General features: G+C 59.9%; 10 protein-coding genes. 3 read left to right on the forward strand and 7 right to left on the reverse strand.

Features of this window, described 5'->3' with window-relative positions; genetic code table 11:
- Window positions 1-2 precede the first annotated feature (2 nt).
- Window positions 3-1817, reverse strand: coding sequence for a chloride channel protein (locus V1T76_RS07915; protein ID WP_330560111.1), 1815 nt, complete (start codon window positions 1815-1817; stop codon window positions 3-5).
- A 248-nt stretch (window positions 1818-2065) separates the two neighbouring features.
- Between V1T76_RS07915 and V1T76_RS07920 the strand changes: the two genes are divergently transcribed.
- The gene (locus V1T76_RS07920; RefSeq protein WP_330560112.1) at window positions 2066-3730 is read left to right on the forward strand and encodes a chloride channel protein; all 1665 of its coding nucleotides are present in this window, start codon (window positions 2066-2068) and stop codon (window positions 3728-3730) included.
- 43 nt (window positions 3731-3773) lie between these two features.
- On the opposite strand, the gene V1T76_RS07925 is transcribed toward V1T76_RS07920, so the two are convergent.
- Together V1T76_RS07925 and V1T76_RS07930 are read right to left on the reverse strand one after the other, a co-directional pair.
- Window positions 3774-4808 (reverse strand): phytanoyl-CoA dioxygenase family protein, encoded by a 1035-nt coding sequence (locus V1T76_RS07925; RefSeq protein ID WP_330560113.1) that lies wholly within the window; start codon window positions 4806-4808, stop codon window positions 3774-3776.
- 70 nt (window positions 4809-4878) lie between these two features.
- Window positions 4879-6693: an aminopeptidase P family protein gene (locus V1T76_RS07930; RefSeq protein ID WP_330560114.1), complete on the reverse strand. Its 1815-nt coding sequence runs from the start codon at window positions 6691-6693 to the stop codon at window positions 4879-4881.
- Window positions 6694-6939: 246 nt separating this feature from the next.
- Between V1T76_RS07930 and V1T76_RS07935 the strand changes: the two genes are divergently transcribed.
- Window positions 6940-7143, forward strand: coding sequence for a hypothetical protein (locus V1T76_RS07935; RefSeq protein ID WP_051990144.1), 204 nt, complete (start codon window positions 6940-6942; stop codon window positions 7141-7143).
- Between the two features lie 300 nt (window positions 7144-7443).
- Here V1T76_RS07935 and V1T76_RS07940 read toward each other — a convergent pair whose 3' ends face one another.
- On the reverse strand, window positions 7444-8334 hold the full coding sequence (locus tag V1T76_RS07940; RefSeq protein WP_330560115.1) for a 50S ribosomal protein L11 methyltransferase: 891 nt from the start codon (window positions 8332-8334) through the stop codon (window positions 7444-7446).
- 139 nt (window positions 8335-8473) lie between these two features.
- On the opposite strand from V1T76_RS07940, the gene V1T76_RS07945 reads away from it, so the two are divergent.
- Window positions 8474-9040 (forward strand): tetratricopeptide repeat protein, encoded by a 567-nt coding sequence (locus tag V1T76_RS07945; protein ID WP_330560116.1) that lies wholly within the window; start codon window positions 8474-8476, stop codon window positions 9038-9040.
- A gap of 92 nt (window positions 9041-9132) precedes the next feature.
- Here the strand turns inward: V1T76_RS07945 and V1T76_RS07950 are convergent, their stop codons facing one another.
- From V1T76_RS07950 to ligA, 3 genes are all read right to left on the reverse strand, one after another.
- Entirely contained in the window at window positions 9133-11571 is a 2439-nt protein-coding gene (locus V1T76_RS07950) for an ATP-dependent helicase (RefSeq protein WP_330560117.1), read from the reverse strand.
- Window positions 11572-11961: 390 nt separating this feature from the next.
- A complete protein-coding gene (locus V1T76_RS07955; RefSeq protein ID WP_330560118.1) occupies window positions 11962-12354 on the reverse strand; it encodes a GIY-YIG nuclease family protein in 393 nt (130 codons plus the stop codon).
- A gap of 195 nt (window positions 12355-12549) precedes the next feature.
- Window positions 12550-14703: an NAD-dependent DNA ligase LigA gene (ligA, locus tag V1T76_RS07960; RefSeq protein ID WP_330560119.1), complete on the reverse strand. Its 2154-nt coding sequence runs from the start codon at window positions 14701-14703 to the stop codon at window positions 12550-12552.
- Window positions 14704-14777: the final 74 nt, after the last annotated feature.

The following is a 14777-nucleotide window of genomic DNA, read 5'->3' on the forward strand; positions in this document are numbered from 1 at the left end:
CCTCAGCCGTAGTGGTTGGATACAACGACGCCGGCAATTTCGGCGGAATCGACAACACCGACCACATCGTCAGGACGCGGAATGCGGCCATCGCCGGAGACGATGATCGCGCAACTGCGACTACGGTTGTTCATGCGGGTAATCACCGAGTTCATGATGTTGGTCGCCGGAGCAACCACGAAGTCGCTCGAGAGGACCGCGCGCAGGGTCTGCCCTGCAAAACGGTCGGCCTGATACGGAATTGTGCCAAGGCGCACGAAACCGGCGATGCGGGCCCCATCGGACGCGATGATGTGGGAAGCCCCATCGGCACTGACGGCGGAAATGGCTTCCTGGATCGGCGTGTCGAGCGGCAGGATCACGAAGTTCTTTGCCATCACTTCCTTGATCGGCTGCACCAGATACATGTTGGTGTGCCGGTTCAGCGGGATCGGTTTGCCGCGGTGGCGCAGCTTGACGGTATAGATGTTGTCCTTGATCAGCCAGCGCCGGATACCGACCGCAATCGCGACCGCCAGAACCAGCGGCACGATGACGTTATAATCGCGGGTCATCTCGAAGATCATCACGATGGCAGTCATCGATGCACCGGTTGCCCCGCCCACGAGAGCCCCCATGCCCACAAGGGCGAATTCCACCGCCGTGAAGCCGCTGTCGGGGAAGAGGTGTGAACACAGGACACCGACCATGCCCCCCAAAGTCGCGCCGATGAAGAGTGAGGGCGAGAACACGCCGCCGGATGCCCCTGCGCCGAGGCTGATGGATGTCGCGATGATCTTTGCGATGAAAAGAACAGCCAGCAGAACGAGCGTATACGGCGTCGAATTGAGGATATCCTGGATCGTGGCATATCCGACACCGGCCGTATGGTAGTGACCGGTGGTCAGCATCAGTGCATAGCTCAGCGTGCCGATGATCAGCATGCCGATGATGTTCTGGGTGTAATCATTGCCCGGAAGCTTGGGGAACAGATCCTCACACCATGCAAGCGTGCGGATGAAAGCCCAGGACGCGATGCCCGCCAGCACGCCCAGCAGTGCATAGGCGCCAAGCTGGATGGGGTCGATAGCCTCAATTGCCTCTTCCGCGGAGATCGGTACGATAAAGGCGGGATCCAGACCGAAGGCAATGCGGCCGGCATAGGTCGCCGTTGCGGTGGCAACAACCACCGGCAGGAAGGTTCGGTTGCTGACTTCCGGCAAGAGCATTTCGACCGCAAACAGCACACCGCCGAGCGGCGTGTTGAAGGTTGCCGCGATCCCCGCCCCGGCGCCAGCTGACAGCAGCGTGATTTTCTGCCATCTCGGCAGATGCAGCGCCCGGGCGATCGTTGAACCGAAGGAAGCGCCGATCTGGATGATGGGCCCCTCTCGACCGACAGATGCCCCCGTACCGATGGAAATCGCCGACGCAAAGGATTTGACCAGCGCCACGACGCCACGCACGTCGCCCTTCTTGTGGTAAATCGCGAACATGACCTCCGGCACACCATGGCCCTTGGCTTCGGGCGCGAAGGTCCGGACCAGAAAAACCACGATCAGCCCGCCGATGACGGGGACCAGAATGACCAGGGCGCCGAGAGGGCTCGGATCAGCGAACTGGTTTGCGTCATAGACGGTCGAAAATTTGCCGTAATAGAAAAGGTTGTGAACGATCGAAATAAGATATCGGAAGAATACCGCTCCTATGGCTGCAACGATCCCGATAAAGAACGCAACAAGACACAGCAATGGAACAGAAAATACGCGTTCTTTTCTCGCGTCGGCAGTCCCATCACTGGACAGTGGCTGGGTATCGGACGGTTCAACAACGGACATGGCAGGCCAACACTTTTTGGCTGAGAGGGCAAACTATGGCGATTGCCGGAGCCTCTAACAACCGGTCTAGGCGACCGTAACGGCAACGTGGCCCAAGGCTTCGACGCCCCCTCCTTAAACCTGAACACATGAAAATCAAGGGACAAGCTCAATTTTTTTGATTTTGTCGATGAAGTGGAGCGGTTCCTCCTTAATATGGCCTCCTGTGCCAGATTGGCTCTTGTTTCCAGGTGAGTCCCGCCGACCAAATGCCAGATCGACTGAACTTCTTTTCCGTGCTCTTTCCTGCCATCCGGTCCGGCGTCGCCAGGCTTTTCTCAGGGATCGGGCTCAATGTCAGAGACTTTCTCCGCCAGAAAAGCCACATCGTCTGGCTGCTGGCCCTTCTGATCGGCAGCTTCGTCTCCTGGGCGGCCATTGTTTTCCGCGAGATCATCAGCCTGGTGCAACTGCCCTGGCTCGGTACGGCGACGGAACGTGTCGTCAGCGCCGCAGCGACCTTGCCATGGTATGTGATCGTCGCCGGCCCCACCATCGGCGGTCTGCTTGTCGGCCTGCTGCTTCAGTACATGCAGCCGATGCAGAGAACCTTCAGTGTGGCTGATGTGATCGAGGCAAGGGTAAAGGGTGGGCGCGGACTGCCGTTCTGGCCGGGCATTTCGTCGGCCCTCATCACCGCCTTGTCGCTGGGCTTCGGCGCAAGTGCCGGACGCGAAGGCCCTGTCGTGCATCTGGGAGCAACCATCGGCGCTTCGGTCGGCCGCCTGTTTCAACTCCCTGACTCCGCCCATCGCATTCTGCTGGCCTGCGGCGTTGCCAGCGCGGTCTCGGCCTCGTTCAACGCGCCCATCGCGGGGGTCTTGTTCGCCCATGAGGTCATTCTCGGGCACTACGCCATGTCGGCGATTTCGCCGATTGCCATTGCAGCCGTCACGGGCACCGTGTTTTCCCGGCTCTGGTTCGGCGATGTCGCCGCCTTCGTGATCCCGGGACACCAGATCACCTCCTACTGGGAATTTCCGGCATTCGCCCTCCTCGGCATGGTTTCCGCTCTTGTGGCAATCCTGTTCCAGTTCGCATTGATCGGCACGGACTGGTTTGCACGCAACATCTCGATGCCCGTCTGGCTGAGACCCGTCTCCGGAGGCTTCCTGGTCGGGTTGATTGCGCTGGTCTTTCCCGATGTTCTCGGCGTCGGCTACGAGACCACGGATGCCGCCCTGAAAGACCAGCTCCCGCTGATGATGCTGCTCGCGCTGCTCATTGCCAAAACGGTGGCAACCGCGATAACGCTCGCCTCCCGCTTTGGCGGCGGCATCTTTTCGCCCTCGCTCTATCTCGGTGCGATGACCGGCGGGTCCTTCGGGCTGATTGCTGCCTCGGTCTTTCCCGAACTGGCTTCAAGCGAAGGCCTTTACGCAATTCTGGGCATGGGTGCCGTTGCCGCCGCCGTCCTTGGGGCGCCTTTTTCAACGACCATGATCGTGTTCGAACTGACCGGCGGCTACACGCTCTCCATCGCCCTGCTGCTGACCGTCTCGATCGCGACCGGCCTGACCCAGGCTGTGCATGGAAAATCCTATTTCCATTGGCTGCTCGGATTGCGCGGTTATTTCGTGAACGATGGCATTCACCGCTTTCTGGGCGAAACGGTGAAGGTGAAGGACTTCATGGACCCTCCCCCTGCCAACGAGGAAGACCGGGTTTTCCGGCCTGGCGAGGACGGCAATTATCTGCATGAGACCGACTCGCTGGAAAGCGCACTGAAAAGCTTCGATTCCTGCGGTGAAGCCTTGCTGCCGGTCGTCAGCAAGGGGGATGCGACCCGTATCATCGGGCAGGCGCGTCACGTGCGGGCGCTCAATCACTTCAACGAGGCCTTGATCAAGGCCAACGAAGAAGAACATCATTAAGGACGGGCGGCAGACTGCGCCTCAGCCAGCCCCCCCGGCCCGATCAGAATTTTGAAGGTTCGGTAGCCAGGATCTTCCCGGCATATCTATGGGAGGTCTTTCCCTTCAGGCGGAATTGCAGATCCTTTTGCGCCATGTAGAACCGGGCCTGCCGCCCTCGGATTCCCGGCAGATCAAACGGATCGAGACCGGCCCACGGCAAAAACGGGTTCCGCCGCAACGAACCGTAGATACCGACCCGGACCGACGGCCGTTTGCTGGTGGCACGGGCATGGAAGCCGTGCGTATCGGCAACGACAAGCGTGTTGCCAGGAACCGCGAAGCGTACCGGCTCAGGATATTTCAGCCGTTCCAGCTCCTCAGGCGCAAGCCGGAAGGAACCACGCGCATGCAGCGTGTTCTTGTCGCCGCAGGCAGACAGGCTCTGTTCGCGTTCCCACTCCAGCCGTTCCGGCGTCAGGCGGTGCGAGCCGGGAATATAGGTGAAGGGTCCCTCGGCATCGTCGATGTCATAGAGGAAGAACCACGATTTTGCCGTCTGATGGAACGTATCGGAGTGGAACGCGGTTTGGGGATCCGCCCGCCGCTTGGTGTCCGGATTGGTCATGACGATGTGCAGATAGACCAAAGGATCGCCGTTGGTCGACCCGACATACCGCAGTCCGTTCTGAAACGGCTTGCTCCAGACGAATGCTTTGAGGTGAGGCAGATCCGCCAGAACACTTGGCGGCAGCGGAATGAAACGCGTGACCGCATTGCCCTGGCGCATGTCCCAGGCGTCGAACCGCGTTGTTTCAACTTCCTTGCGCAGCGCCGCCAGTTCGGCTTCCGGCAATACGTCCCGGGTGGCGATGAAGCCGTCTCTCGCATAGGCCTCGCGATCGGCTTCCGGCAGGAGATGCTCCAGCCTGCGGCGACGCGCGTCGGCCATCTTTTCCGCAAGCAGGATGCGCTTGGCGTGCAAACCCGCTTCGTTCAGCCGGCGGCTGCCGATCAGCGGGTTGTCCCGAAACGATTTGGCCCCGGTTGCCAGCTCGGCAGCATAGAGCGGCATCTTGAGAACATCCGCGGCGCGCATTGAAAAACCTCAGCTCGATAAAGAAGAATTCGAAACAGAGAGGCCGGTCCAAACCGGCCTCCTGCGTCTTTTAGATCGCTTTTGTCGCCTGTTCCAGCCAGATCCGCTCTTTCGCCCCCACCAGCGGGCCGATCTCGTTGCGAACCTTTTCATGGTAGCGGTTCAGCCAGTCCCTTTCGGCGGCTGTCAGCAGTGCGGGCTCAATCAGCCGCAAATCCATCGGCACAAGGGTGATGGTCTCGAATCCGAGCATCGGCCGTTCCCCGCCCGGCAGATCCCGCGCCGGGGTCACGATTTCCAGATTTTCAATCCGGATACCGTATTCGCCGGCCGGATAGTAGCCCGGCTCATTCGACAGGATCATGCCCGGTTTCAGCGGTACGGTGCCGGTTTTCGAAATGCGTTGAGGCCCCTCGTGAACGCCGAGGTACGCCCCGACGCCGTGACCGGTGCCGTGGTCGAAATCAAGACCCGCCTTCCAAAGGTCGATCCGCGCAAGCGTATCGAGCTGGGCTCCGGTGGTGCCTTCCGGGAATTTTGCAGTGGAGATGGCGATATGGCCTTTCAGCACCAGCGTGTAGTGCTTCTTCATTTCAGCGCTCACCTCACCGACTGCAAGCGTGCGGGTGATGTCGGTGGTGCCATCTTCATATTGCGCCCCCGAATCGATCAGGAACGGTTTGCCAACCGGGATCTTCAGATTGCTGGACCGGCTGACCCTGTAGTGGCAGATCGCTCCGTTCGGGCCTGCACCGGAAATCGTATCGAAGGAAATATCCTTCAGGACCCCGGTGTCCCGCCGGAACTCTTCAAGCTTCTCGGCGGCGCTGATTTCATCGAGATCGCCCTTTGGAGCAACGTCATCGAACCAGCACAGGAAATTCACGAATGCCGCGGCATCGCGGATATGTGCGGTGCGCGCGCCCTTCAGTTCCGTTTCGTTCTTGATCGCCTTCGGCAACAGGACAGGATCCTGTGCTTCCAGCAGCGTCCCGCCCGCCTCTGTAATGGCATCTGCAATGCCGATCCCCGCAAGGGCCGGATCGATCATCACCCGGGCACCCGCCTTGCCGAGCGCCTCCAGCCCTGGCTTGAACTCGGTCGGCTCGCTGAGGTCAGTCAGGTCGGCAAGTACGTCGCGAACGGAATTGGACAGCTTGCGGCCATCTATAAAGAGAGACGGTTTGCCTTCTGCCGGAACGGTGGCAAAAGACAGCGGCAGCGGCGTATGCGTGACGTCGGACCCGCGGATGTTGAACAGCCAGGCAATCGAATCCGGCTGCGTCAGCACACAGGCATCAGCCTTCTTCTCGCCAAGAGCCGACTGGATTTCGGCAATCTTGTCCTTTGACGCGCGTCCGGCAAGCTCCACCGGATAGAGCGAAACCTGACCGAGCGGCGGTTCCGGCCGGTCCTTCCAGACGCTGTCGACGGGGTTATCGTTCAGCTTGACAAGCGTGGCACCAGCCGCCTCGCAGATGTCCTCCAACCGGCGAACCTCGCGCACTGTATGCAGCATGGCATCGATGCCGAGCTTCTGCCCCGGCTGCAGCCGCTCGGCAAGCCAGTCGGTCACAGGTTCATTGATCAGATGGCGCGCCGGAAACACCGCCATGTCGACCTGATCCCGGACCTGGATGGTGTAACGGCCGTCAACGAAAATGGCCGCATCCTCTCCCAGAACCGCTGCCGTGCCCGCAGACCCGGTAAATCCGGTCAGCCATTGCAGCCGGCAATCGTGCGGCGGTACATATTCGCCCTGATGCGCGTCGGCGCGCGGCACGAGAAAGCCGTCAAGACCACGGCGGGAGAGTTCGGCTCTGAGGAGCGCCACATGCGGCGCGCCACAGGAAGGATCACTGAGATCGTCAAAAGTCTGGAACATGGCCGCAAGATAATTTCGCGGCCGCACGGGATCAAGCTGGATATTTTTTCCGCTTGAATTGTTTCAGCAGCATTATTTTCCTCAAATTTCGCACCGCAGCAATTTCTTTCGCATATGCGAACAGTGCAAGGCTGTCATGCGCTGCAAGGCCTACCTGCGGCTCCGACAAAAGCGCATATAGGGGTCACACAAGAAAAAGACGTTCTCCCTAGGGAAGCTCTTAACCTTCAAATGGGATTGATCACAATGACCATGAAAACGACCACTTCGACCCGCGCTGGCGGCAGCTTCATGCGCCGCGCTTTCGACCGCATGATTGAAGCTCGCTCTATCCAGGCACGTCGTTATGTCAACGGCTACCTGCTGTCGCTGGACGACGCGACCCTGGCCTCTCACGGCTATGACCGCGCCCAGCTTGAGCGCGAAGGCACATCAACCAGCGCGTTCTAAGGGGCTCAGGACGGTTTAGAACCGTCGCGTTTATCGCAATCGCTTTTCACTGTCTGGAATCAGAGATTTCAACGCAAGAAGCGATGACAGATACATTCGATTAAACGCGACACGCTCTAGTCAAAGACCACTGTGCAAAACAAAAGGCCTGCCGGAATGTCCGGCGGGCCTTTTTATATTTGAAGACAGGCATCTCAAAAGATGAGCGGCACACCTAGGGCACCCCGCAAAACGCACGCACGCGCGCTCCTGAAGGTCAGGATCAGGACACCACAGGCACCCGACAACCCGCAACAGCGATCAGGCGTGCTTTCTGCCCCGCACGAGCGTGAGCGTCAACCAGCCGTCTTTTTCACCGCGCCGGTCCAGAATGAACCCCTGGCATCCGTATGCGAACAGGATTCGCGGGCCGTCTTCGACCCTGAGACCTGAAAGCACAAGGGTCGCCGTCGGCGTCATGCGTTCGCCGATGGATTTGGCCATTTTCATCAAGGGCCGCGCCAGAATGTTGGCGATCACCAGATCGAATGGGCCGTAATGACGGAAACGACGGTCATCGATACCGTTGGCCGTGAAGCCCTTCACCAGATGCCCCGCGCCGTTGAGCCGGGCATTTTCCAAGGCGGTTGTCGTCGCAACAGGGTCGATATCGGTTGCCAGCACCGATTGGCGGGATTGAAGCGCAGCGGCGATTGCCAGCACACCGGTTCCTGTCCCCAGATCGAGAATGCTGTGATACTCGCGCATGGCAAGCAGCCGGTCGATTTCCTCCAGACAGCCCGCCGTCGTGCCGTGGTGACCGGTTCCGAAAGCAAGCGCTGCTTCAATCTCGATACCGATGGCCCCGCCCGGTACCTTGTCCCGGTCGTGGCTGCCATGAACGACAAACCGTCCGGCCTTTACCGGCTTCAGCCCTTCCAGGCTCTTTTCGACCCAGTTGATGTCCGGCAGTTCTTCCGCTTCCAGCGGCGCGGCAAAGGCATCCGCGCCGACACGGTCGCGCACGGTCGCGGCCGCCTCTTCCGGTTCCATGTCGAACAGAAGGATTTCAGCCGCCCAGAGGCGCCCATCCGGTGTCGCTTCATAGATCGTCACCGGATTGCCGTCGTCCTCGAACGCCCGTTCAAGGATTTCGGAAATCCGCTTGGCTTCCAGTTCTTCAGCCGTGATCCGCACCCGGATGGTTTTCATTGCCGCTCGCGCCTGTTGTTGTTGGGGTCAAGGCGTGCGGTATAGCGGGAAGCGGCAGCCGATGCCAGCTTGAAACGGCCGGGGGACTGGGCAAACCCGGTCTCCGCCCCATTTCCATAGGAAATGCGAGGAAACACCCATGACACGCCTTTTTTCGCAAGTTTTCCGGCACTCTGCAGGTCTTCTCCTGCTGGCCGCAGCCCTCTGTCTCACAGTGCATGTTCCGCCGGCCGGCGCAACGCCCGAGCAGGACGCGCTGTTCAACGCCTTGAAAAATGCCCCGACCGAAGAAGACGCCAGCCGGATTGAAGACGATATCTGGAATAGCTGGCTGGATGCCGCCCCAAGCCCGGATATCCGGCAAAAGGTGGACGAGGCGATGCGTCGGCGCGACGGCTATGACTTTCAGGGGGCGAAGGAACTGCTCGACCAGGTGGTGGAAGAGGCTGCGGACTATTCGGAGGGCTGGAACCAGCGCGCCTTCATCCTGTTCCTGCAAGGTAACTATGAAGCCAGCCTGGAGGACATCGAACGCGCCCTTGCCCTGGAACCGCGCCACTTTGGAGCCTTGTCCGGCAAGGCAATCATCCTGATGACACTCGGCCGGGTGGAAGCCGGACAGGAAGTCCTGCGGGAAGCGGTGGGCATTCACCCGTTCTTGAAGGAGCGCGACATGTTGATCAAGCCACAAGGCGTTGACCTTTAACGAAGTTGATCGAGCAACCCTCGCTTTGCCGCTCCTATCCAAGAGAAACAGCCTGCGGGAGAATTCCGGTCAACGTTCTGGCAGCGCGCCGGTCAGTGCCGTTCGACGAAACTGTCGATGACCTTCTTCACCCCGGCCTTTTCAAAATCGATGGTCAGCTTGTTGCCTTCGATCGATTTGATCGCCCCATAGCCGAACTTGATGTGAAACACGCGTTCGCCAACAGAGAATTCCGACGGCGTATCGCTGACGGATTTCGCGACCAGTTCCCCTTCGATCGTCAACGGTCCCTGTCGCTTCTGCCGCGCGGACTGATAGCCGCGCCCGCCACCATCGGAAAACCCGCTGGAAGACTGCCTGGCCCGCTGCGCCCGTTGCCAGCCCGGTGTGGAATAGCTGCCCTTGTCAAACGGATCGTGGCTGTCGAAACGTGATGGGCCATACCCGCCGCCGCCATATCCACCATAGTTGGACGAGGCTTCGGCGATCTCGACATGGTCCGGCGGCAGTTCATCCAGAAACCTTGAAGGAACGGTTGACTGCCAGAGGCCGTGAATGCGCCGGTTGGACGCAAAGTAGAGCTTCGCGCGTCTCTTTGCCCGGGTGATGCCGACGTAGGCCAGCCGGCGTTCTTCTTCCAGACCGGCACGGCCGGATTCGTCCAGCGCACGCTGATGCGGGAAAAGGCCCTCTTCCCAGCCGGGCAGGAATACGGTGTCGAACTCCAGCCCCTTGGCCGAGTGCAGCGTCATGATGGAAACTGCGTCCGTCGCATCCGCGCTGTCCCTGTCCATGACGAGAGAGATATGCTCCAGGAACCCGGCCAGGGACTCAAAGTCATCCATCGACCGGATCAGTTCCTTCAGGTTGTCGAGCCGCCCCGGTGCTTCCGCCGAGCGGTCCTGCCGCCACATTTCCGTATAGCCGCTTTCATCCAGAATGATTTCCGCCAGTTCGGTGTGTTTCATCTGGTCGAGCTGCCGCCGCCAGCGCTCGAAGTTGTCGAGCACGGTCTTCAGCGCATTGCGCGGCTTCGGCTTCAGTTCTTCGGTATCGATCAACTGGCTCGCCGCCTGCATCAGCGGGATCCTCTCCGCCCGGGCAACACCATGCACAAGCTTGAGCGTCGCATCGCCAAGACCGCGCTTCGGCGTGTTGACGATGCGCTCAAACGCCAGATCGTCTGCAGGCTGTGCCACACAGCGGAAATAGGCCATGGCATCACGGATTTCCATTCGCTCATAAAAGCGCGGACCGCCAATGACCCGGTAGTTCAGCCCCAGCGTGACGAACCTGTCTTCAAACTCGCGCATCTGGAACGACGCGCGCACAAGGACCGCCATCTGATTGAGCGAGTGACCTTTGGACTGAAGGGATTCGATTTCATCGCCGATGGTGCGGGCTTCTTCCTCACTGTCCCAGACGGACGTCACCGACACCAGATCGTGGTCGGGCTCCTCGAAATCCGTGAACAATGTTTTGCCGAGCCGGCCCTCGTTGAAGGCGATCAGGTGAGACGCTGCTGCCAGAATGTGGCTCGTCGAGCGGTAATTGCGTTCCAAACGAATGACGACAGCGCCCTTGAAGTCGTGCTCGAAGCGCAGAATGTTGTCCACTTCCGCTCCGCGCCAGCCGTAGATCGACTGATCATCGTCACCGACGCAGCACACATTCGGATTGCCCTGAGCAAGCAGCCGGAGCCACAGATACTGTGCGATGTTCGTGTCCTGATACTCGTCCACCAGCATGTAGCGGAAGCGGCGCTGATATTCCTTCAGAACATCCGGCTGCGTCTTGAACAGCGTGATGACGTGAAGCAGCAGATCACCGAAATCGGCCGCGTTCAGGATCGACAGCCGCTCCTGATATTCCTGGTAAAGCTTGCGGCCCTTGCCGTTGGCAAACGCCCTCGCCTCACCTTCCGGGATATCCTTTGGCCCCAGCGCCCGGTTCTTCCAGCCATCCAGAATCCCGGCAAAAGCCTTGGCCGTCCAGCGTTTGTCGTCCAGCCCCTCGGCCTGGATGATCTGCTTGATCAGGCGGATCTGGTCGTCGGTGTCGAGGATCGAAAAGGACGATTTCAGACCGACAAGTTCGGCATGCTTGCGCAGGATCTTCACACAAATCGAGTGGAACGTGCCGAGCCACGCCATGCCTTCCACATTGCCGCCGACAAAGCCTGCAATGCGCTCCTTCATCTCGCGCGCGGCCTTGTTGGTAAAGGTAACGGCCAGAATTTCGGAGGGACGGGCCAAGCCGGTTGCCAGGATATGGGCAATACGGGTCGTCAGAACACGCGTCTTGCCGGTTCCAGCCCCTGCCAGCACCAGAACCGGCCCCTCGGTGGTCTCCACCGCCAGCCGCTGCTCCGGGTTCAGCCCTGTCAGATAATCCGGCGCCCGCCGTGCCGCCATCGCCCTCGCCGCGATCCCGCCTTGCGGCCGCACGGGTGCTGGCGCGGGCTCGGACCGCGTACCCACAGGCTGGAATGGATCGTCAAAGGAGTCGTCGTACCCGTCCGGGTCGGTCATGATTTACTGGTCCGGTTTCAAGCGCTTGTTTTGAGAACAATATAGCAACAAACCGGCGCTGGCGAGGCGCGAATGACCGATTTGGTGGGGACAAGAGCCGGGGAAACTCGTTTGGCCCGGCATCTGCGTGAGGCAATCACGGTTCGACTATCGCCAAGAACGGTTTCAGGACACCCGGTGGTTAGTGTCGCCAACGAGCACAGGGGGTACTGGATCCCGGTCTTGCCGCTGCGCGTCAAACCGGGATGACAAAAACCAAGGCATTTCCTGAAGCCTCTCTCTTGTCATCCCCGCGCAGGCGGGGATCCAGTAGCCGCCGGAGCCAGTTAGTTGACCAGGCTTCGGGAGAACTGGCCAAGCCCTGAAAACAAACGAAACAACGCAAAAGTGTCAGGCCAGTTTCGGAAACAGGTCATCCCAGTTTGGGTTCTGGTCTTCGATCAACCGGATCTTCCAGGAACGATTCCAGCGTTTGAGCTGTTTTTCTCGTTTGATCGCCTGCTCGATTTCTTCGTGCACTTCATAATACACCAAGCGATGCACGCCATACCTGGCGGTAAATTGGCTGCCGACGCCTTCACGGTGAAGCGAAACCCTGCCCAACAGGTCATTCGTCACCCCGACGTAGAGCGTACCGCCCAGTCCACTTGCAAGCATATAGACAAAGTATTGCTGATCGAGATGCAACGCGGACCCTTTGCTGAATTTTTTCCGGACAGCTGTTTGTGCTGCTGTTTCGGCAAAGCCGATACCGGTTTCAGGAAACCCGGTGATAAGTGGCACCAGCCAACTCAGAGGTTACTGGATCCCGGTCTTGCCGCTGCGCGTCAAACCGGGATGACAAGAAGCAAAGGCATGTCATGAAGCCTCTCTCTTGTCATCCCCGCGCAGGCGGGGATCCAGTAAACGCAGGAGCCCGTGCATCAAGCCACCCCTGCCTTATCCTGGCAAAACCGCGATAGAGAAAGTTGCTGCGCCTCAGACCCCCACCAGATCGAACCAGTCATCCTCGGAGATGACTTCGATCTCCAGCTCCTGGGCCTTTTTCAGCTTAGAGCCGGCACCGGGACCGGCGACCACGAGGTCGGTTTTTTTCGATACGGAGCCTGCCGTCTTGGCACCGAAGCGTTCGGCCATGGCTTTTGCTTCGTCTCGAGTCATGCGCTCCAGCGAGCCGGTGAAGACCACCGTCTTGCCGGCGACCGGCGAGCCGGAGGCGTTGATCTTTTCCGCGTCCTTTGGCGACACTTCGACCAGAAGCGCATCAAGCTGGTCGAGGTTGTGCTGCTCGGCGAAGAATTCCGCAAGCGCCTCGGCAACGATATGGCCGATGCCGTCGATATCGTTGAGCTCGGCCCAGGCCTCGCCCTCCGTATCATGCGCAGCCTTCATGGCTGCGTAGAATGCCGCCCAGGAGCCATAGGCACGCGCCAGCAGCTTGGCGTTGCCCTCACCCACGTGGCGAATGCCAAGGGCGAAGATGAAGCGGTGGAGATCGATCTCACGCCGGGCGTTGATCGCCTCGAAAAGATTTTTGGCCGAAACGGCTCCCCAGCCTTCCCGGTTGCGCAGTTTGGTAAGAGAGCGCTTGTCCCGTTCTTCCAGCGTGAAGATATCCGCCGGGGCCATCACCAGACCTTCCTTGTAGAAGGCGTCGACCTGCTTGTCGCCGAAGCCTTCGATGTCGAAGGCGTTGCGCGAGACGAAATGCTTCAGCTTTTCCGTTGCTTGCGCCGGACAGATCAGGCCGCCGGTACAGCGGCGCACGGCATCGCGGCGGCCGGTCTTTTCCTTTTCCTCGCGCACCGCGTGGCTGCCGCAGGCGGGGCAGATCGTCGGGAACTCGAAGGCTTCCGCTTCCTCGGGGCGCTTGTCCAGGTCGATATCGACAATCTGCGGAATGACATCGCCCGCACGCTGGATCTTCACCGTGTCGCCAATGCGAAGGTCCTTGCCGCCGCGGATCGGCTCTCCGTCCTGGCCGATGCCCTTGATATAGTCTTCGTTGTGAAGGGTCGCGTTTGAAACGACGACACCACCCACCGTGATCGGCTCCAGCTTGGCGACCGGCGTGAGGGCACCGGTGCGACCGACCTGGATCTCGATGTCGTTGAGAATGGTATAGGCCTGTTCTGCAGGAAACTTGTGAGCGATCGCCCAGCGGGGAGACCGCGAGACAAACCCGAGACGCTCCTGCAGGTCCAGCCTGTCGACCTTGTAGACCACACCATCGATATCGTAATCGAGCTGGGCGCGGCTTTCCTCGATACCGTGATAGACACCGAGAAGCTCCTCGACGGTTTCACAGCGCTTCATCAACGGGTTGATCTGAAAGCCCCAGGTTTCCAGTTGCTTGACCATACCGAACTGGGTGTCTTCCGGCAGCGCGCTCATTTCGCCCCAGGCATATGCGAAGAAGCGCAACGGGCGGGAGGCCGTGATTTCGGACTTGAGCTGGCGCAGAGAGCCGGCCGCCGCATTGCGCGGGTTGGCGAACACCTTGCCGCCATTGGCTGCCATGCGCTCGTTCAGTGCCTGGAAATCCTTGTGCGCCATATAAACCTCGCCGCGCACTTCAACGATGTCCGGCACCGTGCCGGACAGCTTTGCCGGAATGTCCTTGATGGTCTTCGCGTTCTCGGTGACGTTTTCACCCGTTGTGCCGTCCCCGCGTGTCGCCGCGTAGACCAGCGTGCCGTTTTCATAGCGAAGAGACAGCGACAGGCCATCGATCTTCGGCTCCGCTGTCACCGCCAATGCTCCCATCAGCGGATCGTATTTCAGGAACCGGCGCACACGGCCGACAAAATCCCGGACATCGTCGTCGTTGAACGCATTGTCCAGCGACAGCATGGGCACCCGGTGGGTGATCTTGCCGAAACCGGACGCCGGGGCCGCCCCCACCTGCGCAGACGGACCGTCTTCGAGAATGAGATTGGGAAACCGTGCTTCGATGGACGCATTGCGCCGGCGCAGGGCATCATATTCCGCATCCGAGATGACCGGAGCGTCCTCCTGGTGATAGCGCCTGTCGTGCTCGGCGATTTCCGCCGCCAGCCGTTTCAGCTCAACCTGCGCTTCCTCCTGCGTCAGGGCATCAATGTCGGTTTGGGCGAAGGAGGTATCGGTCATGGTGTCTTCACGAAATGTGTCAGCAGGAGAGGACGGGTTGATCGCCAGATTAAACCGGATACCGGAACCGAATG

Source organism: Roseibium sp. FZY0029 (genome assembly GCF_036350355.1).
Lineage (GTDB): Bacteria > Pseudomonadota > Alphaproteobacteria > Rhizobiales > Stappiaceae > Roseibium.

Coding starts and splice junctions, on each gene's coding strand:
- V1T76_RS07915 (WP_330560111.1), bottom strand. CDS start 1,817: ATGTCCGTTGTTGAACCGTCCGATACCCAGCCACTGTCCAGTGATGGG.
- V1T76_RS07940 (WP_330560115.1), bottom strand. CDS start 8,334: ATGAAAACCATCCGGGTGCGGATCACGGCTGAAGAACTGGAAGCCAAG.
- V1T76_RS07950 (WP_330560117.1), bottom strand. CDS start 11,571: ATGACCGACCCGGACGGGTACGACGACTCCTTTGACGATCCATTCCAG.
- V1T76_RS07930 (WP_330560114.1), bottom strand. CDS start 6,693: ATGTTCCAGACTTTTGACGATCTCAGTGATCCTTCCTGTGGCGCGCCG.
- V1T76_RS07920 (WP_330560112.1), top strand. CDS start 2,066: ATGCCAGATCGACTGAACTTCTTTTCCGTGCTCTTTCCTGCCATCCGG.
- V1T76_RS07925 (WP_330560113.1), bottom strand. CDS start 4,808: ATGCGCGCCGCGGATGTTCTCAAGATGCCGCTCTATGCTGCCGAGCTG.
- V1T76_RS07945 (WP_330560116.1), top strand. CDS start 8,474: ATGACACGCCTTTTTTCGCAAGTTTTCCGGCACTCTGCAGGTCTTCTC.
- V1T76_RS07935 (WP_051990144.1), top strand. CDS start 6,940: ATGACCATGAAAACGACCACTTCGACCCGCGCTGGCGGCAGCTTCATG.
- ligA (WP_330560119.1), bottom strand. CDS start 14,703: ATGACCGATACCTCCTTCGCCCAAACCGACATTGATGCCCTGACGCAG.